Source organism: Flavobacterium sp. AJR, from assembly GCF_002156885.1.
Taxonomy (GTDB): domain Bacteria; phylum Bacteroidota; class Bacteroidia; order Flavobacteriales; family Flavobacteriaceae; genus Flavobacterium.
Map to the genome: position 1 here is coordinate 1 of NZ_NCWQ01000068.1, position 21,992 is coordinate 21,992.

Below are 21,992 nucleotides of genomic sequence, written 5' to 3' on the forward strand. Positions count from 1 at the left end.
TCGATTACTTGCGAAACTTTATATACAATTAAAAAATGAAAATGAGTATTAAGAAAGAAACTTTGGAAATGATACTGATTATGTAATCGTATTGTCTCCGAACATTATTTTTTACTTTTTTCAGATACTTTTAGATTATTTAAAATACCCTACTCTATTTTTAGTTCTAAAGCTTTTCAGACAAACTAATAAAACTTCCTTAAAAATGGGCATTAACAAATAAGTAATAGCTTTAATTGTTATTATTTTTTACATTTGCTTAATCTTATTGATTCTAAATAAATCACGCTATTAAGTCGTGAATTTTATAAGAATCAACACAATTTTAAAAGTAATAAATATCTATAATATGAAAAAAAACATTCTTCTTTCTTTCGCATTAGTCGCAACTTTATTTGTTAGTGCTCAGCAAAAAAATACTTTATTAGAAGCTTCTTTTTGGAAAACAGCACCAAGTATTGATGTTGTTAAAGCTGAAATTGCAAAAGGAAATAGCCCATCTGAAGCGAATGCAAATGCTTTTGATGTTCCAGTTATTGCCATTAATAATGATGCTCCTTTTGCAAGTATAAAATTCTTATTAGAACAACCAGGAAATCCAGTAAACAAATCTACTCACGACAATCGTATTTACTTACACTGGGCGGCTTATAGAGGAAATACCGAACTGGTAGAATATCTTATTGCCAAAGGTTCAGATATTAACTTTGAAGATAGCCATGGTACTACTCCACTTGTTTTTGGTGCTACTAGCGGTTTACTTAATTCAGGTATTTGTGAGGCTTTTTTTAAAGCTGGAATAGATCCGAAGAAAAAATATGCTAATGGAGCAAACCTATTGCTTTTGGCAGTTCCGTTTGATAAAGATCTTACGATTACTGACTATCTTACCAAAAAAGGATTGTCTCTAAAAGATATTGACAACAACGGAAACACAGCATTTGATTATGCTGCTAGAACAGGAAATGTTGTTCTTTTGAAAAAGTTATTAGAGAGAAAAGTAAAATATACTGATAATGCACTTCTTATTGCAACTCAAGGTACACGTAGAGAAACTACTCCGATTGAAACTTATAAATTTTTAGTGGAAGAATTAAAAATAAAACCAACCGCTACAAATAAATCTGGAGAAAATGTATTGCATCTTTTAGCAGGAAAACCAAACCAAGCCGAAATAATTACTTATTTCCTTGCTAAAGGTGTTGATGTTAATGCAATTAATAAAGACGGAAACACTCCTTTTATGATTGCAGCCGGAGCCAAAGAAAATGGGGTATTAGAGCAATTATTGCCAACAGCAAAAAATATCAATTTACAAAATGCCAAAGGAGAATCTGCCTTGACTATAGCTGTAAAATCTGGAACTCCAGAAGCTGTTGCAACACTTTTGGCAAAAGGTGCCGATGTTAAAGTTATTGATAAAGAAGGTAATAATTTAGGTGTTTATTTAGTACAATCTTACCGACCAGATGCTAAACAAGATCCTTTTACTGCCAAAGTAAAATTGCTACAGGAAAAAGGATTAGACCTTACATCTCCACAAAAAGACGGGAATACATTGTATCATCTTGCAGTTGCTAAAAACGATTTATCTTTGCTGAAAAAATTAGCTGATTTAAACATCGATGTAAATGCTAAAAACAAAGACGGTTTGACTGCTTTACACAAAGCTGCCATGGTTGCCAAAAATGATACTATCCTGAAATACCTTCTTTCTATTGGAGCTAAAAAAGATATTATTACCGAATTTGACGAAAGCGCATATGCTTTAGCCAAAGAAAATGAGTCTTTAACAAAACAAAACATATCAATTGATTTTTTAAAGTAATATTTCAAAAAGTCAAATACCAATTCAATTAAAAATATAAAACCGGAATGAAATCAATATTTAAAATAGCTCTTACAAGCGCATTAATCTGTCTTATATCTTTTCAAGCTTCAGCACAGGCAAGCAAATACAAATGTATGCTTCAAATGTCTAACTATATGGGAGAAGGTGCTTACATCGTAGTTTCGCTTATCAACCCTAAAGGAGAATACGAAAAAACACTCTATGTAATGGGAGACGACAAAAAATGGTACAACTCATTAAAAGAATGGAATAAATTTCAAACTAAAAAACCGGTAGATATCAGTGCAAAAACTGGAGCGTCTGTTACTGGTGGAGATCGTAGTATGACAACAATTGAAATTGAAGATTCTAAAATAAATAAAGGATATAAATTAAGATTTGAATCTGCTGTTGAAGATCAAAAGTACCATGTAAGCGATGTTGAAATCCCTCTTACAACTGAAGGTCTTGCTGCTAAAACAGAAGGAAAAGGGTATATTAGATACGTGAGATTAAATAAAATTTAATCTCTTAAACCTGAAATTCGAGCTTTGTCAAAGTTTTAAACTTTGACAAAGCTTAAAACATTTGATTACCTTTTAGATTACACTCAATGACTCTTTCTTTCTGGCGTTACACTCACTTGGCTTTGGCTTTGTTTTCTTCTTTATTTCTACTGTTGGCATCTGTAACGGGTATCATTCTGGCAGTAGACGCAATTCAGGAAAAAAAACATCCGTATAAGGTTGAAAATTTTGATCAGATAACTTTAGGTCAAACTTTGCCAGTTTTAAAAAAGATATATCCTGAAATAACAGAATTAAGTGTTGATTACAACCAGTTTGTAACACTTCAGGCAATCGATCAAGACGGTAATGATATCAATGCTTATATTGATCCCAAAACAGGGAAAAATTTAGGAACACCAGTTAAAAAAAGTGAATTTATCCAATGGACAACTGCCTTACATCGTTCTTTATTTTTGCATGAAACAGGACGCTTTTTTGTTGGCGTTATTTCTTTTTTATTGATTTTAATTGCTTGCTCTGGTTTTGCGCTTGTTTTAAACAGACAAAGAGGAATCCGTAACTTTTTCTCTAAAGTAATTAAAGAGTATTTTGCTCAATATTATCATGTTGTATTAGGAAGATTAACTTTAATTCCGATTCTGATTATTGCTATTACCGGAACTTATTTATCACTGGAAAGATTTAATTTTTTCATGGATAAAGAGAAAAATCAAAAGGAAAAAACAGAAATTATAAAACCTTCTAAAGGTAAAACTGAATCTGTATTTACTACTACTCTACTATCTGATGTAAAAAAAATCGAATTTCCTTTTACATCTGATCCTGAAGAATATTATATCATCGGATTAAAAGACAGAGAAATTGAGGTTAATCAGGTTACAGGAGCTATAATTACTGAAAAACGTTCCCCGATGACGGTTCAATTATCTGATTTAAGCCTTGACCTTCATACCGGAAGAATAAATGCTATTTGGGCTATAATATTAGCTATTGCCTGCATCAACATTCTCTTTTTTATATACTCAGGTTTTGCCATTACATTAAAAAGAAGATCAAGCCGAATTAAAAATAAATTCAAAGCCAACGAAAGTAAAATCATTCTACTCGCTGGTTCAGAAAATGGAAGTTCATTCCGTTTTGCCAATGCTATTCAAAAACAATTAATCGCTCATGGCGAAAAAGTTTTCCTTACAGAACTTAATAATTACGATCTATATCCGAAAGCAGAACACATTATCGTTTTCACCTCTACTCATGGTTTAGGCGATGCACCTTCTAATGGAAATAAATTTGTATCGCTATTAAAGAAATACAATCAAAAACAAAAAATCAATTTTTCGGTGGTTGGTTTTGGTTCTAAAGCTTATCCTGATTTTTGTGGTTTTGCTATTGAAATTGATCAACTTTTAGCCACTCAAAATTGGACGGAACGCTTTTTAGAAATTCAAACCGTTAATGACAAATCTGCTCTCGAATTTATAGAATGGATAAAATTATGGAGTGCCAAAAGCGGAATTCCATTATCGACAACGCCTTCATTATACAATCATGTTCCTAAAGGTTTACAAAAATTAATGGTATTAGATAAAACATTAATTTCTGAAACGGAACAAACTTTTATATTGACTTTAAGAGCTAATATGAGAGCCAAATTTACTTCGGGTGATTTACTGGCTATTTATCCTGCAAATGACACCAGAGAGCGTTTATACTCGATTGGTAATCATTCTGGCAACATACAATTGGTTGTAAAACTTCATCCTCACGGTTTAGGTTCTGAGTTTTTGAATACCCTAAAACCTGGGAATACAATTAAAGCTAGAATCTTAAATAATAAAGCTTTTCATTTTCCTAAATCCGTATCTAAAGTTGCTTTAATATCTAACGGAACCGGTATTGCTCCTTTCCTTGGAATGATTGAACAGAATAAGAAAAAAGTTGAAACGCATTTATACTCTGGCTTCCGAATGGAAACGGAAACTGTTTTAGGTTATAAAAAATTTACCGCAGAAATGATTAAAAAGCATCAACTTCAAAGCTTTCATTTGGCTTTATCTCGCGCACAAAATCATCATTATGTAATGGATTTGATTAAACGAGATGTTGACTTTTTTATCGATTTATTACACCAAGGCGGCGTTATCATGATTTGTGGTTCGCTTGCAATGCAAAAAGATGTAGAAGCTATTTTGGATGATTTATGTCTTTCAAGAGAAATGAAGTCTATTTCATATTATAAAGATAATGGTCAGTTGTTGACAGATTGCTATTAAGTTAATTGATAATTGATAGTTGATAATTGATAGTTGATAGTTATTGGATTTTGTAAGTCCCTTCGGGACGACATATTTATAGAGATTTATTCGACAAAAACCAAACCCCATCGGGGTGGCATATATTGGCTATCAGAAAAATATCGCTCCGCTGGAGCTTATTAATAAAAACTCATTATTTTTTATTATTCAAAAAAAATCATGCATACATCAATCCTACATAAGTTTTTAGTTGTTTTTATAATTACGCTTTGTTTTTCGGGCAACGCACAAGTTCTCCGAAAAAGAACTACGCTGCTTATGGGAGGGCGTTTTGATATTACTATTGTTGCAAATGATGCTGCATCTGCTGAACAAAATATTGATGCTGTAATTGCCGAAATTACCCGAATTGAAAATTTAATTTCTGATTGGAAACCCGACTCACAAGTATCTGAAGTAAACCAAAATGCTGGAATCCGACCTGTTAAAGTAGATCGTGAGGTTTTTGAATTAACCCAAAGAGCCATAAAATTATCTGAAATAACAAATGGTGGCTTTGACGTTAGTTTTGCTGCAATGGACAGAATATGGAAATTTGATGGTTCGATGACCGAGATGCCTTCGGCGGAAGCCATAAAAAAATCAGTAGAAAAAGTAGGCTATAGAAACATTATTTTAGACAGTGTACAATCTACCATATTCCTAAAACTTAAAGGAATGAAAATAGGATTTGGAGCGCTGGGTGAAGGTTATGCCACCGATAAATGCCGAACTATGATGCTGTCTAAAGGAATCAAAGCCGGAATTATAAATGGATCTGGAGATATGAGCACCTGGGGAAAACAACCTAACGGTGAACCATGGAAAATAGGTATTACCAACCCATTTAATACCGAAAAACTCTTAGCTGTTGTGCCTTTAGAACAAGAAGCTGTTACCACTTCTGGAAGCTATGAAAAGTTTGTGATTTTTAATGGCAAAAGATATTCTCATATTATCAATCCAGCAACTGGATATCCCGCAACTGGTTTATGCAGTGTGACTGTTTTTGGTCCTGATGCTGAAACAGCAAACGGACTTAGTACTTCTTTAATGGTTTTAGGTCAAAAAGAAGGTTTACTTTTACTTCAAAAATATCCTGATTATAGTTGTTTGATGATAACAGATAATGAAAAAGTAATCAAATCGAAAAACTTCAAAATCAAGAAATTCAAGACTAAATTTTAACTTTTAAATCTTAGGATTCTCTCGCAACTAGTCAATCTTAACTTCTTGGTACAATGAAAAACCACACCCTTCATGATGTTCTCGAAAAATGGATTAAAGCATGGTCTTTATCAAGAGAGTTACCTTTACCTGTAAAATACAAATCTGTTGAACTTATTTTCAAAAAATTTGAATTCTAAAAAACCATAAATATTAAATGAACCATTCCTTTATGGTATAAAACAATCCTAGCATGTCCCTCAATCTAAGATTATTTTTTTATTAACTCCATTTTTTTTATTTTAGTTTGCATAATTTTGTTGTCTACTGAAAGTCTTTCATTACTTATCTGGAGTTCCTTAATCGTTTTATTCATATCAATCATATACAATGTAAGTTCTTCAATCTTTTGTAATAATTTAGCGTCCATTTCTCCTAAATTAATACCACTTTTATTTACTTCAGCTTCACTTGGCATATTGCTAAGATATCCTTTTTCTTTAATATGAGCTTCTACTTCGGTAAGGGTAGGTAACTCATATTCTTTTTTAAACACAAAGTCAGGCCAACCAGCTTGCAAAGAAACTTTAATTTCCTCTGCAACAACTTTTCCAGCAACCGCCAAAGAATATCCCTTTGTATCTTTCGTTCCAATTCCAATTTTTTCAGCTACATAAAGCATTGTATTATTAAGTTCCATTTTTGAACTAGCTCCTAAATCGGCATTCTTCCCAATGTACCACCTATGAAAATTAGGTGTTTTAGCATATAAAACGCCAGGCTCTATTCCAAAACCATACATATCAGCAGCGTTTAATCTATCTCCGTAAATCGAAATCAAATCACCTGTCGAAACACTAGAAGATCTAAGGCTAATTCTTCCTTCTGTAGTAATATCATCAGAGGTATTCAGTTTTTTTGCTTTCCAATCAATATTGGTATTATTAGCATTTGCAGTTGTTAAAAAAGTTTCCCAACTACCCCAACCTTTATTATCATATAAGCCTAACCTAACCTTAGGGGCAACACCACCTAAACTCTCACTATGAGGGAAATACAACTGAAAAACTGAACCATCTTGTATAGGTACCCCATTTTGAGCATTAGAATTCGCCCCTCCTGCCATTACCGTACCAAAGTTTGGGAATCCCTCACCGCTGCTTACAAAAGAAAGTTGCAATTTATTGCTAAATGTTTTTGGGGCGTTTAAAGCATTCCAAGTAAAATTATTTTGGATAGAAAATTGGGCATTCATCGAAATTGCGATTAACAAGAGTGAAATAGAAAAATAATTTCGCATAATTTAATTTCAAAAAGGTTGTTTTATTTATTTAAATGAAATACTATATATAAAATATTCTCACAAATCTGTGGAAATTATAATGACAAAATCTACACAAATTAAAGAATAGAAAAGTTTTACATGATCATCTCGGAATTTCTCGTCTGTTTATTTCTAAAATTAAAGGCAACTTAACTTTCTCTTTTAAGCTATTTTAAAAACACCATAAAAGTACTATTAAAAAACTAAAAAATACTTATTTTTATATCCACCCTAGATATAACCTCCATTACCACATTTAAAACTCTAATTTAATTATAACAATGAAAAACCACACCCTTCATCATGTTCTCGAAAAATGGATTAAAGCATGGTCTTTATCAAGAGAATTATCTTTACCCGTAAAATACAAATCGGAGTGGATGGTAAATGTGGGATATGAAAACCAAAAACAACGTTATATTTTTCCTGAACTTAACAATGATTTTATCCAATTATCAGAGACTATTGATGAACCTTGGGTATATCTAAAAGTTTGTGCTTCGCCCGATGATTTAAAAGGTAAACTATCTAAAAAATGGATTGTTCAGCCTCAAGGATATATGATGTCTTGTTTTAAACAAATGAGTTTTGCCAGTGGTAATTTACCCGATAAATACAAGTTAGAATATGAGAGTTACAACTCTACCTTTGTTGTTCGGATTGTTACCAATGATGGCGAACTAGCCTCTATAGGACGCCTTGTTCTTGTTGATGATCTGGCTATTTATGATAGAATTTCGACTGAAGCAAATCATCGCCGAAATGGTCTTGCTACTTTCTTAATGAAAGAACTCGAAAAAATTGCCTTAGCCAATAACGTTTACAACAATTTTCTGGTTGCTACAGAAGAAGGTAAATCCTTATACCAGACTCTGGGATGGGAAATCTATAGCCTTTATACATCGGCTGTTATTCTTGATTAAAACAAAATAATCCCATTCAAAACTCACTATTATTTATTTTTTAATGAAACAATGTTGCATTTGCGAATAAGATTTTTATATTTGCAACAGTATTGCGTTAAGAATAGAAAAACAGAAGGAAATAACAACTTTCTTCATCGTTTTATATCATATTTTTTTATGGTTTTTATTCTTAAATAAACATGCTTTATTAAATCTTGATTCGTCTGAATGAAAAAGAAATTTAAATTTATTAATCTTCTTATGCCGCTAATAGTAGTATTCGCTATACTATTTCCGGTAATCCATTCTTATGAACATATCCAAAGTCATGATACTACCCATAAAAATACACAGCATTTAAGTACTGCTAAAACGGAACTTATAACTCACAATCATTCTTCTGAGGAATGTGCTATATGTCATTTTAAATTTACTCCTGTAAGTACGTTTACTTTCATCTCTTTTGAGTTTTATAAAAGATGTAACATAACCTCGTATGTTTCTTTTTATTACAAATCTTATTCCTATTTCTTTAAGGGATCCTTATTTGCTCTTCGAGCGCCTCCTACAATTTAAAGTAAAATCAATTAGCAATGCTGCATTTGAATTTAAACTAACCATATAAGTGATGTAAGTTCATCTAAGCGAAGTGTTTGGAAGACTTATATTTTCTTAAATGACTTATATGGTTTAAAACCACTTTTCTATAACAATTTCTATAAAAACTAACCATATAAGCTATGTAAGTTCATATAAACGAAGTGTTTATAAAACTTATATTTTCTTAAATGACTTATATGTTTAATAAAGTTCTATAGATCTGTCTTTGGATTTCGTTTGCTCAAAAAGCTTAGATTTTTCTACTGCTTAATTGCTTATTCCATTTTAAAAACAATTCTTATTTCATAGAATAATTATCTATGAATATGTCCTTCTGTGCTCCTTTTTAAGTTGGCATTGCGTATAGCTATGTCATTTAAAAAAGCGTATTCCCCTACTCTGTAACCAAAAATTAATACATATGAACAAAATGAAAATCTCAAAACTTGTACTGGCATCTTTTGCTGTAGTCAGCATATTTACAGCTTGTGATAGCAGCGATGATGCTAAAATTGATACCGAATACCCTGTTATCGATATATCGGCAGCAAATGCATTCCCCATACAATGTAGCGAAGCAATCCGTGGACAAAAATTTACTTTCAGAGCTAAGTTTACCGACAACTCGGCATTAGGATCGTATAGCTTGGATATCCACCATAATTTCGATCATCATAATCATAGTACCGAAGTAAATGATTGTACTCCTGAAGCGATAAAAAAACCTGTAAAACCATTGCTTTATATCAATTCTGTCACTATTCCCGAAAATTTAAAAAGCTACGAGGCAACTCAGGAAATCAACATTCCGACAGATATTGATCCCGGAGATTACCATTTCCTTATTCGCCTAACCGATAAAGAAGGCTGGCAAACAATTAAAGGTTTAAGCATCAAAATTAAATAAGTGACTTTGAAGAACGAATATAAATCAAATCGATTACGGATTATTTATCTGTTGTTGTTTTGCGCTGTTATTTTCACGAAAGTATCAGCACAAACCGTCAATATATCAGGTAGCGTATTTTCTAATAGTCATAAACCTTTAGAAGCTGCAACTGTAACGATTTATCCCTCATCTATAACCACTTTTACAAATAAAGAAGGTGCTTATTACTTTAATGAAATTCCTAAAAACTCAAAGAAACTTATTGTTAGTTATTCGGGTTATATCAAATCTGAAATTGAACTTTCGTTAGACAAAAACTCAAATGTACAACCTGATATTATCTTACATCAGGAAGTTAAAGAACTACAAGAAGTTGTAATAAAAGATAATTATGCAACGCGTCTTAACAAAAAAGAATCACTTAACATAGATGTAGTAAATAGTAGTTTTATCCAGCGCAATCTTGGCGGTAGTTTGATGCAATCACTCCAAAGATTACCTGGTGTAAAGACTATTTCTATTGGTTCTGGAGGTTCAAAACCACTTATCCGGGGATTAAGTTTTAATCAGGTTATTGTTGTCGAAAATGGCATTAAACACGAAGGACAACAATGGGGCGCAGATCACGGGCTCGAAATTGACCAATATGCTGTAAATCGTGTAGAAATCATTAAAGGCCCATCTTCATTTATTTATGGTTCTGATGCTATTGGCGGTGCCATTAATATAAAACCGTTATCTGTCCCGGCAAAACATACTTTGGGCGGAAGCCTAGATATTACGGGCAAAAGTAATAACGAACAATATGGTGGTTCTTTTAACCTGTTTGGGCGTAATGAAAAATGGTTCTTTGATACCCGAATCACTACAATGGATTATGGCGATTATCGTGTTCCTACCGATGTTGTTCAGGTTTACAATTATGCTGTCCCTTTATATAAAAATCATTTACGCAATACCGCTGGACGCGAACTCGATATGCATGCGAGTACAGGATATATAGGTGAGAAATTTAAATCGGTTATGTATCTAAGTAATGTATATAGCAAAACTGGCTTTTTTGCCAATGCTCATGGTCTTGAACCTCGAAATGTAGATACAGAACTTCATGACAAATCTAGTCGTGATATACAAATGCCATATCAGGAAGTTAACCATACCAAGATAAGCAATACTACTTCTTTTAGATGGGGCGAACATCAACTGGAAACTCAAATAGGTTTTCAAAAGAATTTTCGTCGAGAATGGAGTCATTATGTTAATCATGGTTATATGCCGCCAATATATCCCGATGATATGTATGCTCCAAAAGATCTAGAACGACAATATGATAAAGAAGTTTTCTCCGCTTCTGCAAAAGATGAATTCTCATTGGGCAATCATCAGTTTACTGTTGGAATAAATACAGAATTGCAACAAAATAAAATTGGTGGCTGGAGTTTCCTGATTCCTGCTTTTACGCAAGTGAACGCTGGAGCATTTGCTTATGACAAAATTCAGCTCAATGAAAAATGGTTGCTGCACGCAGCGCTACGAATGGATTATGGCAAAATAAAAATGAAACAATATACAGATTGGTTTGAAAGTGAAGTAACTACTAATGGGCAAACAAATTTTGAATACTTAGAACGTTCGGAAGAGCTTACGCGAACGTTCAAAAGTTTTACCTGGTCGGCGGGAGTTAATTACAATCTGGAAAAATTCTCATTGAAAGCAAATGCGGGAACTAGTTTCAGAATGCCGATTGCTAAAGAATTGGCTTCAAACGGTGTAAATTATCATTATTTCCGATTCGAAAAAGGAGATCCTAACTTATCTGCTGAACAATCCTATCAGTTAGATCTTGGGTTAGAATGGCAGGATCATAAGTGGTCTGTACAATTGAGTCCGTTTTTTAATTATTTCCCCAATTACATCTACCTCAACCCTACTTCGCAACATGATATTTATTATGGAGCAGGTAATCAGGTTTTTGAATATGAGCAGAGCAAAGTCATGCGCTATGGAGGTGAATTGCAAACGCGCTATCAATTCTTAAAAAATCTAAGTGGTGAAATTCTTGTAGAATATCTTTATTCTGAACAACTATCGGGCAGTAAAAAAGGCTATACCCTACCCTTTTCTCCTCCTGCATCGGTTTTGTTTGGGCTTACTTATAGTCCCGAAATCAAGAGTCTAAAAGATAGTTATATCTCATTGGATTATCGTTTTACTGCCGAACAAAATCAAATTGTTCCGCCAGAAAAGAAAACTGCCAGCAGCAATGTTTTCAACCTTGCCTTGGGAACAAAAATAAGAACTGGACAACAGGATTTAGCCATTTCACTGCAAGTACAAAACTTATTTAATGCTAAATATTTAAATCATACAAGTTTTTATCGATTAATAGAACTCCCTGAAGCAAGCAGAAACATTATTCTATCAGTCAAAATTCCCTTTTTAATACATAATCAAAAATAATATGAACCCTTTTAAACAAACAAAAACCTCTATGAAAAAAGCAAAATTATTCCCCTTGTTTTTACTATTTATTAGCGCATTTACAGCGTGTAATAATGACGATGATACTACCCCTGAAGTTGCAAAACCTACAATGACAAATGTTGAAATTGGTTCTGCCAATAATAAGCAAGGAGTCATTGGTCGCGATTTTCACTTTAACGCCGATGTCACAGCTGGAGATAAAATTGCAGCAGTGCAACTTAAAATACTTCCTAAAAAAGGAGAGAAATATGCAAGCGATTGGAAATTAGAACTGAGTTGGGCTGAATATGTTGGTGCAAAAAACACCACAGTACATAAACACTTTAATATTCCTAATGAAGCTCCCGAAGGTAAATATGACTTTTTCTTTACAGTATTGGACAGCAATGGTTCTAAACTGGAAATTAAAGAAGATTTTACCATTGTCGATGCTGCAAATTTACCTACTGATCCATTAATTGGCCGAGATATGATTTCTCGCAACGAAACTTTAATTTATCATATGGGAACTTGGGTTGAACCTGAGCTAATCTTTAAAAAGGACGATATACTAACGGCTCATGCTCAGATAAGTCAGATTAAAGGTGATGGAATATTATACTCTGTACTAATTAAAAAAAGCGCCAATTACCATCCTGAGAGTATTGACAATCTTGATTTTAAAAAAGTAATCGTGATTTCTAAAGTCGAGCATAAAGGTCTTGCCGCAGCATCAAAAATTTCGACTTTACAAAAGATAAATGATGTTTGGGGCGGCGAAAAAATTGTTATCGGTGCTGCAACTGATGCTAACCTACCTAATGCAAACCCAATAACTGGCGAAAAAGCATGGGAATCTGGTGTATATAACTGGGTGGTTTTGTATAAAAATACAACCTACAATCTCAATGTATATAAGTCAATGCCTATTACTATTAATTACTAATCTAAATATTATCTTAAACACCCATTTACAATGAAAAACATTAATTTTAAACTGATTTTCTTATTTGCTTTATCCACTTTTGCAATCTCTTGTAGCAATGACGATGATGACAATACTACTGAAACTCCAAAGGAAACTTTGGCTGAATATAAGTATTTAAGAGTATTACTTTCTGATGAAAAAACAACAGAAATTACACTTGTAAATCCAGTTGATGGTACTTCGAGTTTCTTTAATGCAAAATTTGCAAAATCAACTATTTACACAACAGAATCAGGCAGATATGCAGGAATTATTCATAGAGCTGATAATACTGTAGAAACTTTTGACAGCGGATTTGAAGGTCATGGCGATCATGTTGATGTAGACGGAATTCCAAAGTTTGGTGCATTAACAGGACAATCACCTATGCCAACTCATTTTAAAAGTAAAATTGGAGAACTATTAACTTTTAATGATGGTGATGGAACATTATCTGTAGCCAAAGAAGCTGATGTTAATACGGCAGGAGCAAAATTTAAAGTAATTAATGCTGGTTTATTAGCTCATCACGGTGCTATGGCCACTTTTACTAATGGCACTTATGCTATTACCCAAAAAGACAATTCGGTTGCAGGAACGCTTCCTGAAAAAGTAAAAATTATAGATAATACTGGTAAAACTCTTTTTGAATCTACAATTTCTACAAAAGGAATCCACGGAAATGCATCTGACGGAACTTATGCTGTTTTCGGTTCAGCAAGTGGTGTTCTTGTGGTTGAAAGTTCAGGAAAACAAAAACTTATTGCACTTCCTGAAGGTTTTGGAACAGCATGGTTTGGAAGTATTTTGGAAACAAAAGCTCAAGGAAAATTTATTGGTTTTACTGCTGAAAAAGGGGCTTACTTAATTGATGTTATTAACGGAACAATTAAGCCAATTATACAAAGTGCTACTATTGCGCAATGTAAAGTAAGCTACAACATGAGCAAACTAGGAATTTTATTAAATAGTGGTGAATTTAAATTATACAATTTAACTACGTTGCAAGTAGAAAAAGAAGGAAAAGTAATTGCTGAAATTGCAAAAGATGCGACTATGAAACCTCAAATCCAACTAACAGAAAATTTTGCTTATATAACTTCTCCAACTACAGGAGAACTATTGCAACTAAGCTTATCTAATATGACAATTGTAAAGAAAATAAAAGTATCTAATACTCCATACAGAATTACGATTCTTGGTTTTGAAAACAGCAAAAGTCATTAATCTTAATTTTATAATCTTATTCTAAAATCTTATTTAAACACATAGAAACATAGTCAAAGTGTGCAGAAAAGAACAAGAAAGAGAAATATATTTCTTTCACATAGCTATGTGCATTTAAAATAAGTGAAACGCCTATTTTAAGAATACAAAATCTATGTTTCTATGTGTTTAAATTAATTTATCAAACATTTTAAATAATATTAATTAATAACAGAAGATGCTAAAAACATTTTAGCATCTTCTGTTTTATTTCAATATTTTATATTTATAAGTTTTTCAAATCGTCAACTGTATAAAACTTAAGTTTATAATTCTATTTTTGCTACTTTAGGTCGTTAATTCATTAAAAAAAGAATTTATGTTTGCACGAATATTTTTATTTTCTATTATTTTATTAAGTGGTGTTTTTACGGTTAATGCACAAAGTGTTACCAATTGTAAAACGTGTGGCACAACATTACTAAAAGCTGAGAATATATATACATTGAGTGTGGATGAACTTCGTTTACTGACTAACGAAATTTATGCTCGGAAAGGATACAAATTCACAAACGAAAATATACAAGATTATTTTAGAGGCTTCGAATGGTACAAGCCTTTGAATAATAATAGTTTGGTAAAATTATCTGCCCTGGAAGAAAAAAATGTAAAACTGTTGACTGATCGCTGTAAATTACTTGAAGGTGAGAGACAAATTATCTTCACCTATTTCAAAGGGCTTAAACAATTTGCTATCAATAATAATGAAAACGAACTGAATAAGGTTCTTAACAAACCTAAATACGAAGATCTTTCCTCTGTAGATAATTTTAAAGACGTACTCAAACGCATAGATTTTGATGACGTACACTGGTATAAAAACAATGCCTTATATAAGGTTGAGATAGATAACGGATATGTCAAGACAGTTTATTCCTTTTCTATTACAAGCAAAGGTATTATGTTGATGTATAATTATATGTCACATTCTGAGATAATGGAAAATTTTGACACACCGTTTTCTGATTATATGTCAGAAAATGAGTATGCTGTATGGTGGACTTTCTCTATACAGACTGGCAAAGTCGTCTTAACGAACATAAATGGGGCAGGTTGATGTTGCCTAATAACAGGATAATATAACTAATTTTAGTTATAAGTTTTTCAAATCGTCAACTGTATAAAACTTAAGTTTATTAGCCTTTGCATACTCGCATATTTCTTGTAAAGCTGCAAGTGGCGTTTCTATTTTTTCATCGGCAATATCTACTGTTTTATGCCCATAAAAAATAACTATTTTATTATGCTTCTTGGCATAATCCATAAGGGTTTTATAATACGCAACGTCAAACTGCTTGTAATCATCATCTATACCCAAACCATAAATAACTCTATTCCCCTCATAGTAACAATATTGTGATTCTGGATAAAGTTTACCATAAGTTGTACCTCTTATAATGTCAAAATATTTTAATAATTCTTTGTCCAAATCTGCATTGCGTGCTCCATCGGGATAGGCAAATGAGCGCAAATTAAACCCGTCTTTATCCATAGCAACTTTAAGCGGTAGTATCTCCTCTTTTATATACTTATCGATTCCATATTTAGCCGAATATTTAAGTGCATTTTCATGATTATATCCATGTGCTGCTATATCGTGTCCCATGTCTTGCAAATAGTGCAGTTTTTTCTTTTGCGTAGCATTCAAAGAATCATATTTACATATAAAAAAAGTCGCTTTCCAGTCTAAATGGCGCAGTCGCTTTTCGGCATTATACCAATCATCAATATAATTATCATCGAAGCTTAATATGATACCTGGCTGAGATTCTTTCTTTACTCGAAGAAGCGGTTTAGATTTCTTCTCTTCAGAATAAGTACTTGCTGTATAAAGTAAAATACCTATAGTAAAAAGACCAATAAGTGCATATATAATTCGCTTCATAGTGTAGATTTTGTAATCAAATTTAAGTATTATCCTGTAAAAAAAATCTACTTACTGTTATTAATTAATTTATTAATAAAGCCTCCCGATTTCATTGGTTTATTAAACTGCTGTGACAAAGTTTAACCTACTTCTTTGTCTAGGGAACGCGGATAAAACAGATTCGCTAAAGCGAAAACACAGATAAAAAACGGATTTTTAAAAACAAAAGAAAGAAATCCGTTTTGATCCGCGTCTTTACTTTTGTAAATCCGTATCATCTGTGTCCCATTACAGACAATATTGGCTATAAACATTCCACTCCGCTGAAGCTTTGACTATTTTTTTTTACCACGCAGATTACAAAAGATTTAAGCCGATAAGCGCAGATTTTTTCTTCAATACTTATAAAACTAAATCTGCTTAATCTGCAAAATCTGCGTGCAAAAAATAATATTTAATCTTCTCTCGCAGATTCTAAAAGATATAAGCCGATGAACACAGATTTATTAATGACTAATTTTTAAAAATCCGTTTTGATCCGCGTCTTTACTTTTGTAAATCCGTATCATCTGTGTACCATTATAGACAATATTGGCTATAAACGCTCTGCTACAGTTGAAAAACATTTTAATACTTTAGATCTTTCTGTTTAAATTTGCTGTTCAACTACAACTCATGGATTCTTTTACTCAAATTGTGTTAGGAATTGCAACTGCCGAATTATGTGCGGGTGAAAAATTGCAACGCAAAACGATTTTATATGGTGCAATTCTAGGAACTATACCTGACTTAGATGTTTTGTTTGGGCAATTTTTAAACCCTGTAGATGGTGTAGCTATTCATCGGGGATTAAGTCATTCCTTATTATTTTTTGGCTTATTATCGCCCATTTTAGGTTGGTTTATTTCTAAGATCGAACAAGAGAAAATTAATTTTCGTAGTGCTACTGTTTTAGTATTTTGGTGTTTATTTACCCATGTATTACTGGATATGTTTACATCTTGGGGAACACAAATTTTCTGGCCTCTACCCGACCGAATTGCCTTAAAAACTATATTTGTAATTGATCCTTTATATACGCTTCCGTTACTTATTTGTTTAATTATAGGATTGCGCAAACCTACTTTCGCTTTGCGAAAAAAATATGTTTTACGAGGAATATATATTAGTTCATTTTATCTCTTGGTAACTTGTAGTTTAAAATTATATGCTTTACAACAATTTAAAAATGCATTGCAAGAACAACATATATCTTATAGTGATCTTATTGTAAAACCTACTGCCTTTAATTGTATTTTATGGAATGCTAATGTGGCTACAAAAGAGGCATATCTATTGGGCGATTATTCCTTATTTGATAGCCAGTCGATAACTTTTGAACGTTATGAAAAAAATAATACGTTATCAAAACAACTTTCTGGCAATCCAGATTTTGAAACCTTAAAAAAAGTGAGCGAAGGATGGTTTATTGTAACCAAAAAAGACAACGATTATTACTTTAATGATTTGCGCTTTGGCTTGCTTACTAAAGATCCCAAACAGCCTCAATTTGCCTTTAGCTATGTTTTTAAGGATGAAAACGGAAAACCAAAGGCTCAAGAAGTTCCTAAGCAAAAACGTGATGGAAAAGCCTTAATGCAAGGAATCTTAAATCGCATAAAAGGAAATTAAAAAAGGAACTATTCCATTTTGAGAAATATAATATCATTTTGATAGTATTCATTTTATAAAAAAGCATTAAAAAAACACATAAAACACTAATATACAATCGTTTAATTCATTACAGAATTTACAGGTATTATGTTTGCTTCAATAATGAAAATCTAAATCATTATGAACAACTATCCTGAACAAAAAAGACTACTGCATCGCAATAAATTAAAAAAATTGGCTCGAATAAGAATGAAAATAACCACAACCCATTTGCTATTCATCACTTATGCTGTTGTGTTAGTTTTTATTGCAATTTTCAAGTTAACAGGTCAATAGCATAAATAAATTATTAAAGTACAAAAGGTATTGCATTACATCATATAATTATTATTTGTATTTTAGTAATCAAAAACTACTATATGACCAAAAACCTCCTTTACTCCGTTTTGTTCAGTTGCTTTTTTTCTGTTTGCACTTTTGCTCAAGGACAATCCCTAAACTGGATAAATTCTCATGCATTACCCATTACCGACAATGAGAATGACAATAAGGCATATTACTCGCAGCTAACCAATCTGCTTAAGGATAACAAAATTTGTGGCCTGGGAGAAGCTTCTCACGGAACTCATGAATTTTATACTGAGAAGAATCGCATTATTAAATACCTAATCACAAATGCCCAATATAAATCGATTGGTTTTGAGTTTGGATATTCGGCGATAGAACCAATTAATGTTTATTTATTGACTGGAAAAGGAGATTTAAAACAACTCATGAAACCATTGCGATTGTTTAATACAAAAGAAATATATGATTTGTTTGAATGGGTAAAGACATATAATACCTCCAAAACTCCTAAGGATAAAGTTAATCTTTTTGGTTTTGATACTAATTATATCAAATCTGATATTGATGCTTCTGCCAACTTTTGTTCTACCTATTTAACAAAAAATGCGTCTCTTTATACTAATGGACCAGCTGCAATACCTGTTTTAAAAAAGATAACAACTCCAGATTTTCCTCTATATGAATTATCTGATGATGAAACGGGAATTATTTCTCGCTTAAATACCGAAGTAAAACTTAAAGGCACATCGACAATTAAAGGCTTTAACGAATTTAAAAAATACATATCCCTTTTATACCAAGGCACATTATTATCTAATCCTTTGGCCAGAGATCAATTTATGGCCGAAAATCTTATCGACATCCAACAAGAAACTAAAACCAAAACTATTATTTGGGGACACAATATCCATTTTGCAAAAGATACCAATATGCCTAAAGCAAAAGGAATGGGATATCATGTAAAAGAGAAATATGGTAATGAATATTACGCAATAGGTTTTGATACTTTTAAAGGAAAAGTGACTGTACTAGATGGCAATGATTACGTAGAACACAGTTTTGAAGCGCAACCAAAATCTTATTCGGCATTGTTTGCAGAAGCTAAGTTCCCTACTTTCTTTGTAGCCTTTGATACTGCCGAAGAAAGTCCTTTTTATAATGCAAATGGCAACATAACCAATATATACTCTAACTGGACTAATGTAATAGCATTACCTATGAAGCCCGGTATTGATTTTGATGCATTAATTTTTATACGAGAAACAACTCCATCGATTATATTAAAGTAATTAATTTAACCATATAAGTGATGTAAGTAAATATAAGCTGGTCTTTTCGGCAAAACTTAAATGAACTTACATCACTTATATGGTTCGAGAAATAGTTATTTTCTTTTTATAAAATATTACTTTAAATCATCAAATTCCAGATACAATTGTTTTGAAAGAGTAATAGAATAATTTGTTCCATTTGCATCAACCTGAATATCATTTCCAGCTACTCCAACTGGACTATTTTCAGATTTATTCACATTGATTAAACTATATTTTTCATTTTTTATAAGTGTAGTCAAATCTGTTTTTACTTCTAAAATCTGCTCAAAATCGGGTTTATTTGTAAGCTCATGAACCATAAATTGTTCTTTTGCATTACCAAAAATTATAAAATTAGTTGCACTTGACTTTACTTCATCTGGATTAAACTTTTTATAAAAAATCACTTGTTTGATAGATACCACAACATCCGAAGCTATTTTCTTCCCTCCTCTTTCAAAATGACCTCTGTAAATATTTGCTTTAAATAATCTCGGATTATTAATCATATCTGGCAAAACAAATTCTTCGGGCTCAATCATATAAGTGTTATAATCCGGGTTCTTTTCCTGATCTGCTACAAATAGTTTCTTTGTTTTACTATCCAATTCTAGTTCCAAAATAATTTGATAATTATGTGGAGAATGAAACATTGGTAAGTGTGAAGCATAATTTTTTTCTTTACCAAAAATCAGCATTCCATGTGTCGACGGTTTATCTGCACTACTATTATGATGTTGCGCATTTGACAATGTAATGAAAAAGAAAAAAAGCAATGAAATTGAATAAGATCTCATAATCTAAATTTAAAATATTTTTTGGCGAAGATAAAAAACACTCTAAAAAGTAATTGTTAACTAGTTGGTAAAAGATTCAATCATAAAAAAACGAGTTAAAATATTTTTATAAATATTTTAACTCGTTTGAGTTTATAAAATCACAACCGTTTTTATCTATTTAACTTCAGATAAACCACGTGTTAACCAACCTCTTTTATTTGCTGTAATAATTGCATAAGGAGTAATCCAGAATAAACCAAAGGTATAAAACACGCTATAAGAATATGCCCAGAATGACTCTGATACATTATGTCTTTTGGCATAAAATAAAGCCGAGAAACTAGATACAATCAATATACTTAAAAGCGTAGATCCTAAAAACAATAATGGATGTACTACTATAAAAAACAGCATAAATAACATGAATGGATATGCCATAACAATTTTAAGCGATTGATCTATAAATAATAACCTTGTACCAAATTTAGATCCTTTTCTAAAATCTTTAAAAACATATTGTGCCATCATTAAGTTCTCACGTACATTACTTCTTCCCCATCTGATGAACATTTTATATAAACCAGTATAATTTTCGGGTACGTTTGTTAATACGTATGAATTTCTTTGAAACAATACTTCATGTCCTTGTTTTAAGATCATGTTTGTCATTGCACGGTCTTCGCCAATGTCTGATGGTTGTCCCATAAAAGTTTGATCAATCCATTCCGGAAGACATGCAAATACGGCATCGCTACGATAAGCAGCTAAAGCTCCAGGAGTACAAAGTACAGATCCTAATACACTTTCGGCAGAACGCATGAATTCAAAACTCATTACGAAACTTACGTTTAACATTTTAGGAAGTATTGCTTTTTTATTATTTAAAACAAGTACATTTCCTGCAACGGCTCCACAATTTTTATTTGTAATAAACGGACTTACTAAATTTCTTACTGTATCTTTTTTTACTACTGAATCACTATCTACAGTAACAAAAATTTCTCCGTTACCAAGATTAAATCCACGGTGTAATGCATGACGTTTTCCTTGGTTTTTAGGCTGCTGATAGATAGATAAACGATCCCCTAATTTTACTTTTGCTTGTTGCATCCAGTACCAGGTATCATCTTTACTACCATCATCAATAGCAAGTATTTGCATTTTTTGCTCAGGATAATCGCTATCTGCTAAACTTACTAAAGTATCCCAAACCAGTTTACCTTCGTTGTAAGCAGGAACAATTATGGTACAAGTTGGCAATAACTCATCTGTAACAGATTCTATTGGTTTATATTTAAAATAAAGGAATAAATTAAATAGAAAAACACCCGTTTTAAAAAGAAAAAAGACTGTTGTTATAACCAAAAATGGATATCCCCACGTAGAATTTATTCTGTCTATATGAAATTGGTCAAAGTCTGATTGAAATTTATATACTAAGAAAGCACCAGCAATCATTAATAAAAAAGTACTGATAAGTACCATAATCCCTAACGGACTTGATGTTTCTTTTATCGCTTTTGCGAATGATTTATCGTTAATACGAAAAAAAGAACCTGTTAATGAATCTCCGCTATTACCTGTATTGCTGCTTGTAGAGAATAATTGTTTTGAAATTGTTTCAGTTTTCATGCTTGTATTACTATCGTTTTCTATATTAAGGCTTTTATCTAAATGCCATTCTTTTTCGTTTCTTGTTCTCGTTTGTAAAGAATGGACAAATCCCAATTTAGCAAGCCCCGTGCCATTGTCCTTTTAAATAGAAATTGAGGCGATTACGATAGTTTTTGTATACT

17 protein-coding genes are annotated in these 21,992 nt (G+C 32.1%); 13 read left to right on the forward strand and 4 right to left on the reverse strand.

Translation table 11 applies throughout. From position 1 onward, the window contains the following. Window positions 1-349 precede the first annotated feature (349 nt). The 5 genes from B8T70_RS17200 (at window position 350) to B8T70_RS24370 (ending at window position 6,022) form a co-directional block, all read left to right on the forward strand. Window positions 350-1,828 carry an ankyrin repeat domain-containing protein gene (locus B8T70_RS17200; protein WP_086895615.1) on the forward strand — a complete coding sequence of 493 codons (1,479 nt, stop codon included), beginning with the start codon at window positions 350-352 and terminating at the stop codon, window positions 1,826-1,828. A 47-nt stretch (window positions 1,829-1,875) separates the two neighbouring features. Next, the gene (locus tag B8T70_RS17205; protein ID WP_039116667.1) at window positions 1,876-2,358 is read left to right on the forward strand and encodes a DUF2271 domain-containing protein; all 483 of its coding nucleotides are present in this window, start codon (window positions 1,876-1,878) and stop codon (window positions 2,356-2,358) included. A gap of 86 nt (window positions 2,359-2,444) precedes the next feature. After that, entirely contained in the window at window positions 2,445-4,634 is a 2,190-nt protein-coding gene (locus tag B8T70_RS17210) for a PepSY domain-containing protein (protein WP_086895616.1), read from the forward strand. 201 nt (window positions 4,635-4,835) lie between these two features. Beyond that, the gene (locus B8T70_RS17215; RefSeq protein ID WP_086895617.1) at window positions 4,836-5,843 is read left to right on the forward strand and encodes an FAD:protein FMN transferase; all 1,008 of its coding nucleotides are present in this window, start codon (window positions 4,836-4,838) and stop codon (window positions 5,841-5,843) included. A gap of 53 nt (window positions 5,844-5,896) precedes the next feature. Continuing rightward, a complete protein-coding gene (locus B8T70_RS24370; protein ID WP_255398719.1) occupies window positions 5,897-6,022 on the forward strand; it encodes a hypothetical protein in 126 nt (41 codons plus the stop codon). A 71-nt stretch (window positions 6,023-6,093) separates the two neighbouring features. Here the strand turns inward: B8T70_RS24370 and B8T70_RS17220 are convergent, their stop codons facing one another. Then, complete coding sequence (locus B8T70_RS17220; protein WP_086895618.1) at window positions 6,094-7,077, reverse strand: hypothetical protein; 984 nt, start codon at window positions 7,075-7,077, stop codon at window positions 6,094-6,096. 350 nt (window positions 7,078-7,427) lie between these two features. Here B8T70_RS17220 and B8T70_RS17225 point away from each other — a divergent pair, with 350 nt between their 5' ends. From B8T70_RS17225 to B8T70_RS17255, 6 genes are all read left to right on the forward strand, one after another. Then, on the forward strand, window positions 7,428-8,069 hold the full coding sequence (locus B8T70_RS17225; protein ID WP_086895619.1) for a GNAT family N-acetyltransferase: 642 nt from the start codon (window positions 7,428-7,430) through the stop codon (window positions 8,067-8,069). 1,003 nt (window positions 8,070-9,072) lie between these two features. Next, window positions 9,073-9,558, forward strand: a complete 486-nt coding sequence (locus B8T70_RS17235) for a DUF4625 domain-containing protein (protein WP_242667511.1) — start codon at window positions 9,073-9,075, stop codon at window positions 9,556-9,558. A 6-nt stretch (window positions 9,559-9,564) separates the two neighbouring features. Then, a complete protein-coding gene (locus B8T70_RS17240) occupies window positions 9,565-12,000 on the forward strand; it encodes a TonB-dependent receptor (protein WP_242667512.1) in 2,436 nt (811 codons plus the stop codon). A gap of 31 nt (window positions 12,001-12,031) precedes the next feature. Then, window positions 12,032-12,949, forward strand: a complete 918-nt coding sequence (locus tag B8T70_RS17245; protein ID WP_086895632.1) for a DUF4625 domain-containing protein — start codon at window positions 12,032-12,034, stop codon at window positions 12,947-12,949. A 30-nt stretch (window positions 12,950-12,979) separates the two neighbouring features. Beyond that, complete coding sequence (locus B8T70_RS17250) at window positions 12,980-14,197, forward strand: hypothetical protein (protein WP_039116656.1); 1,218 nt, start codon at window positions 12,980-12,982, stop codon at window positions 14,195-14,197. A gap of 358 nt (window positions 14,198-14,555) precedes the next feature. Further along, window positions 14,556-15,293: a YARHG domain-containing protein gene (locus B8T70_RS17255; protein WP_086895621.1), complete on the forward strand. Its 738-nt coding sequence runs from the start codon at window positions 14,556-14,558 to the stop codon at window positions 15,291-15,293. A gap of 36 nt (window positions 15,294-15,329) precedes the next feature. On the opposite strand, the gene B8T70_RS17260 is transcribed toward B8T70_RS17255, so the two are convergent. Continuing rightward, the gene (locus B8T70_RS17260; protein ID WP_086895622.1) at window positions 15,330-16,121 is read right to left on the reverse strand and encodes a polysaccharide deacetylase family protein; all 792 of its coding nucleotides are present in this window, start codon (window positions 16,119-16,121) and stop codon (window positions 15,330-15,332) included. Window positions 16,122-16,778: 657 nt separating this feature from the next. Between B8T70_RS17260 and B8T70_RS17265 the strand changes: the two genes are divergently transcribed. Both B8T70_RS17265 and B8T70_RS17270 read left to right on the forward strand, forming a co-directional pair. Beyond that, complete coding sequence (locus B8T70_RS17265) at window positions 16,779-17,774, forward strand: metal-dependent hydrolase (RefSeq protein WP_086895623.1); 996 nt, start codon at window positions 16,779-16,781, stop codon at window positions 17,772-17,774. Between the two features lie 401 nt (window positions 17,775-18,175). Beyond that, entirely contained in the window at window positions 18,176-19,393 is a 1,218-nt protein-coding gene (locus B8T70_RS17270) for an erythromycin esterase family protein (protein WP_086895624.1), read from the forward strand. Window positions 19,394-19,509: 116 nt separating this feature from the next. Here B8T70_RS17270 and B8T70_RS17275 read toward each other — a convergent pair whose 3' ends face one another. Both B8T70_RS17275 and B8T70_RS17280 read right to left on the reverse strand, forming a co-directional pair. After that, window positions 19,510-20,214, reverse strand: a complete 705-nt coding sequence (locus B8T70_RS17275) for a hypothetical protein (RefSeq protein WP_086895625.1) — start codon at window positions 20,212-20,214, stop codon at window positions 19,510-19,512. A gap of 156 nt (window positions 20,215-20,370) precedes the next feature. Next, window positions 20,371-21,828 (reverse strand): glycosyltransferase family 2 protein, encoded by a 1,458-nt coding sequence (locus B8T70_RS17280; RefSeq protein ID WP_039114121.1) that lies wholly within the window; start codon window positions 21,826-21,828, stop codon window positions 20,371-20,373. Window positions 21,829-21,992: the final 164 nt, after the last annotated feature.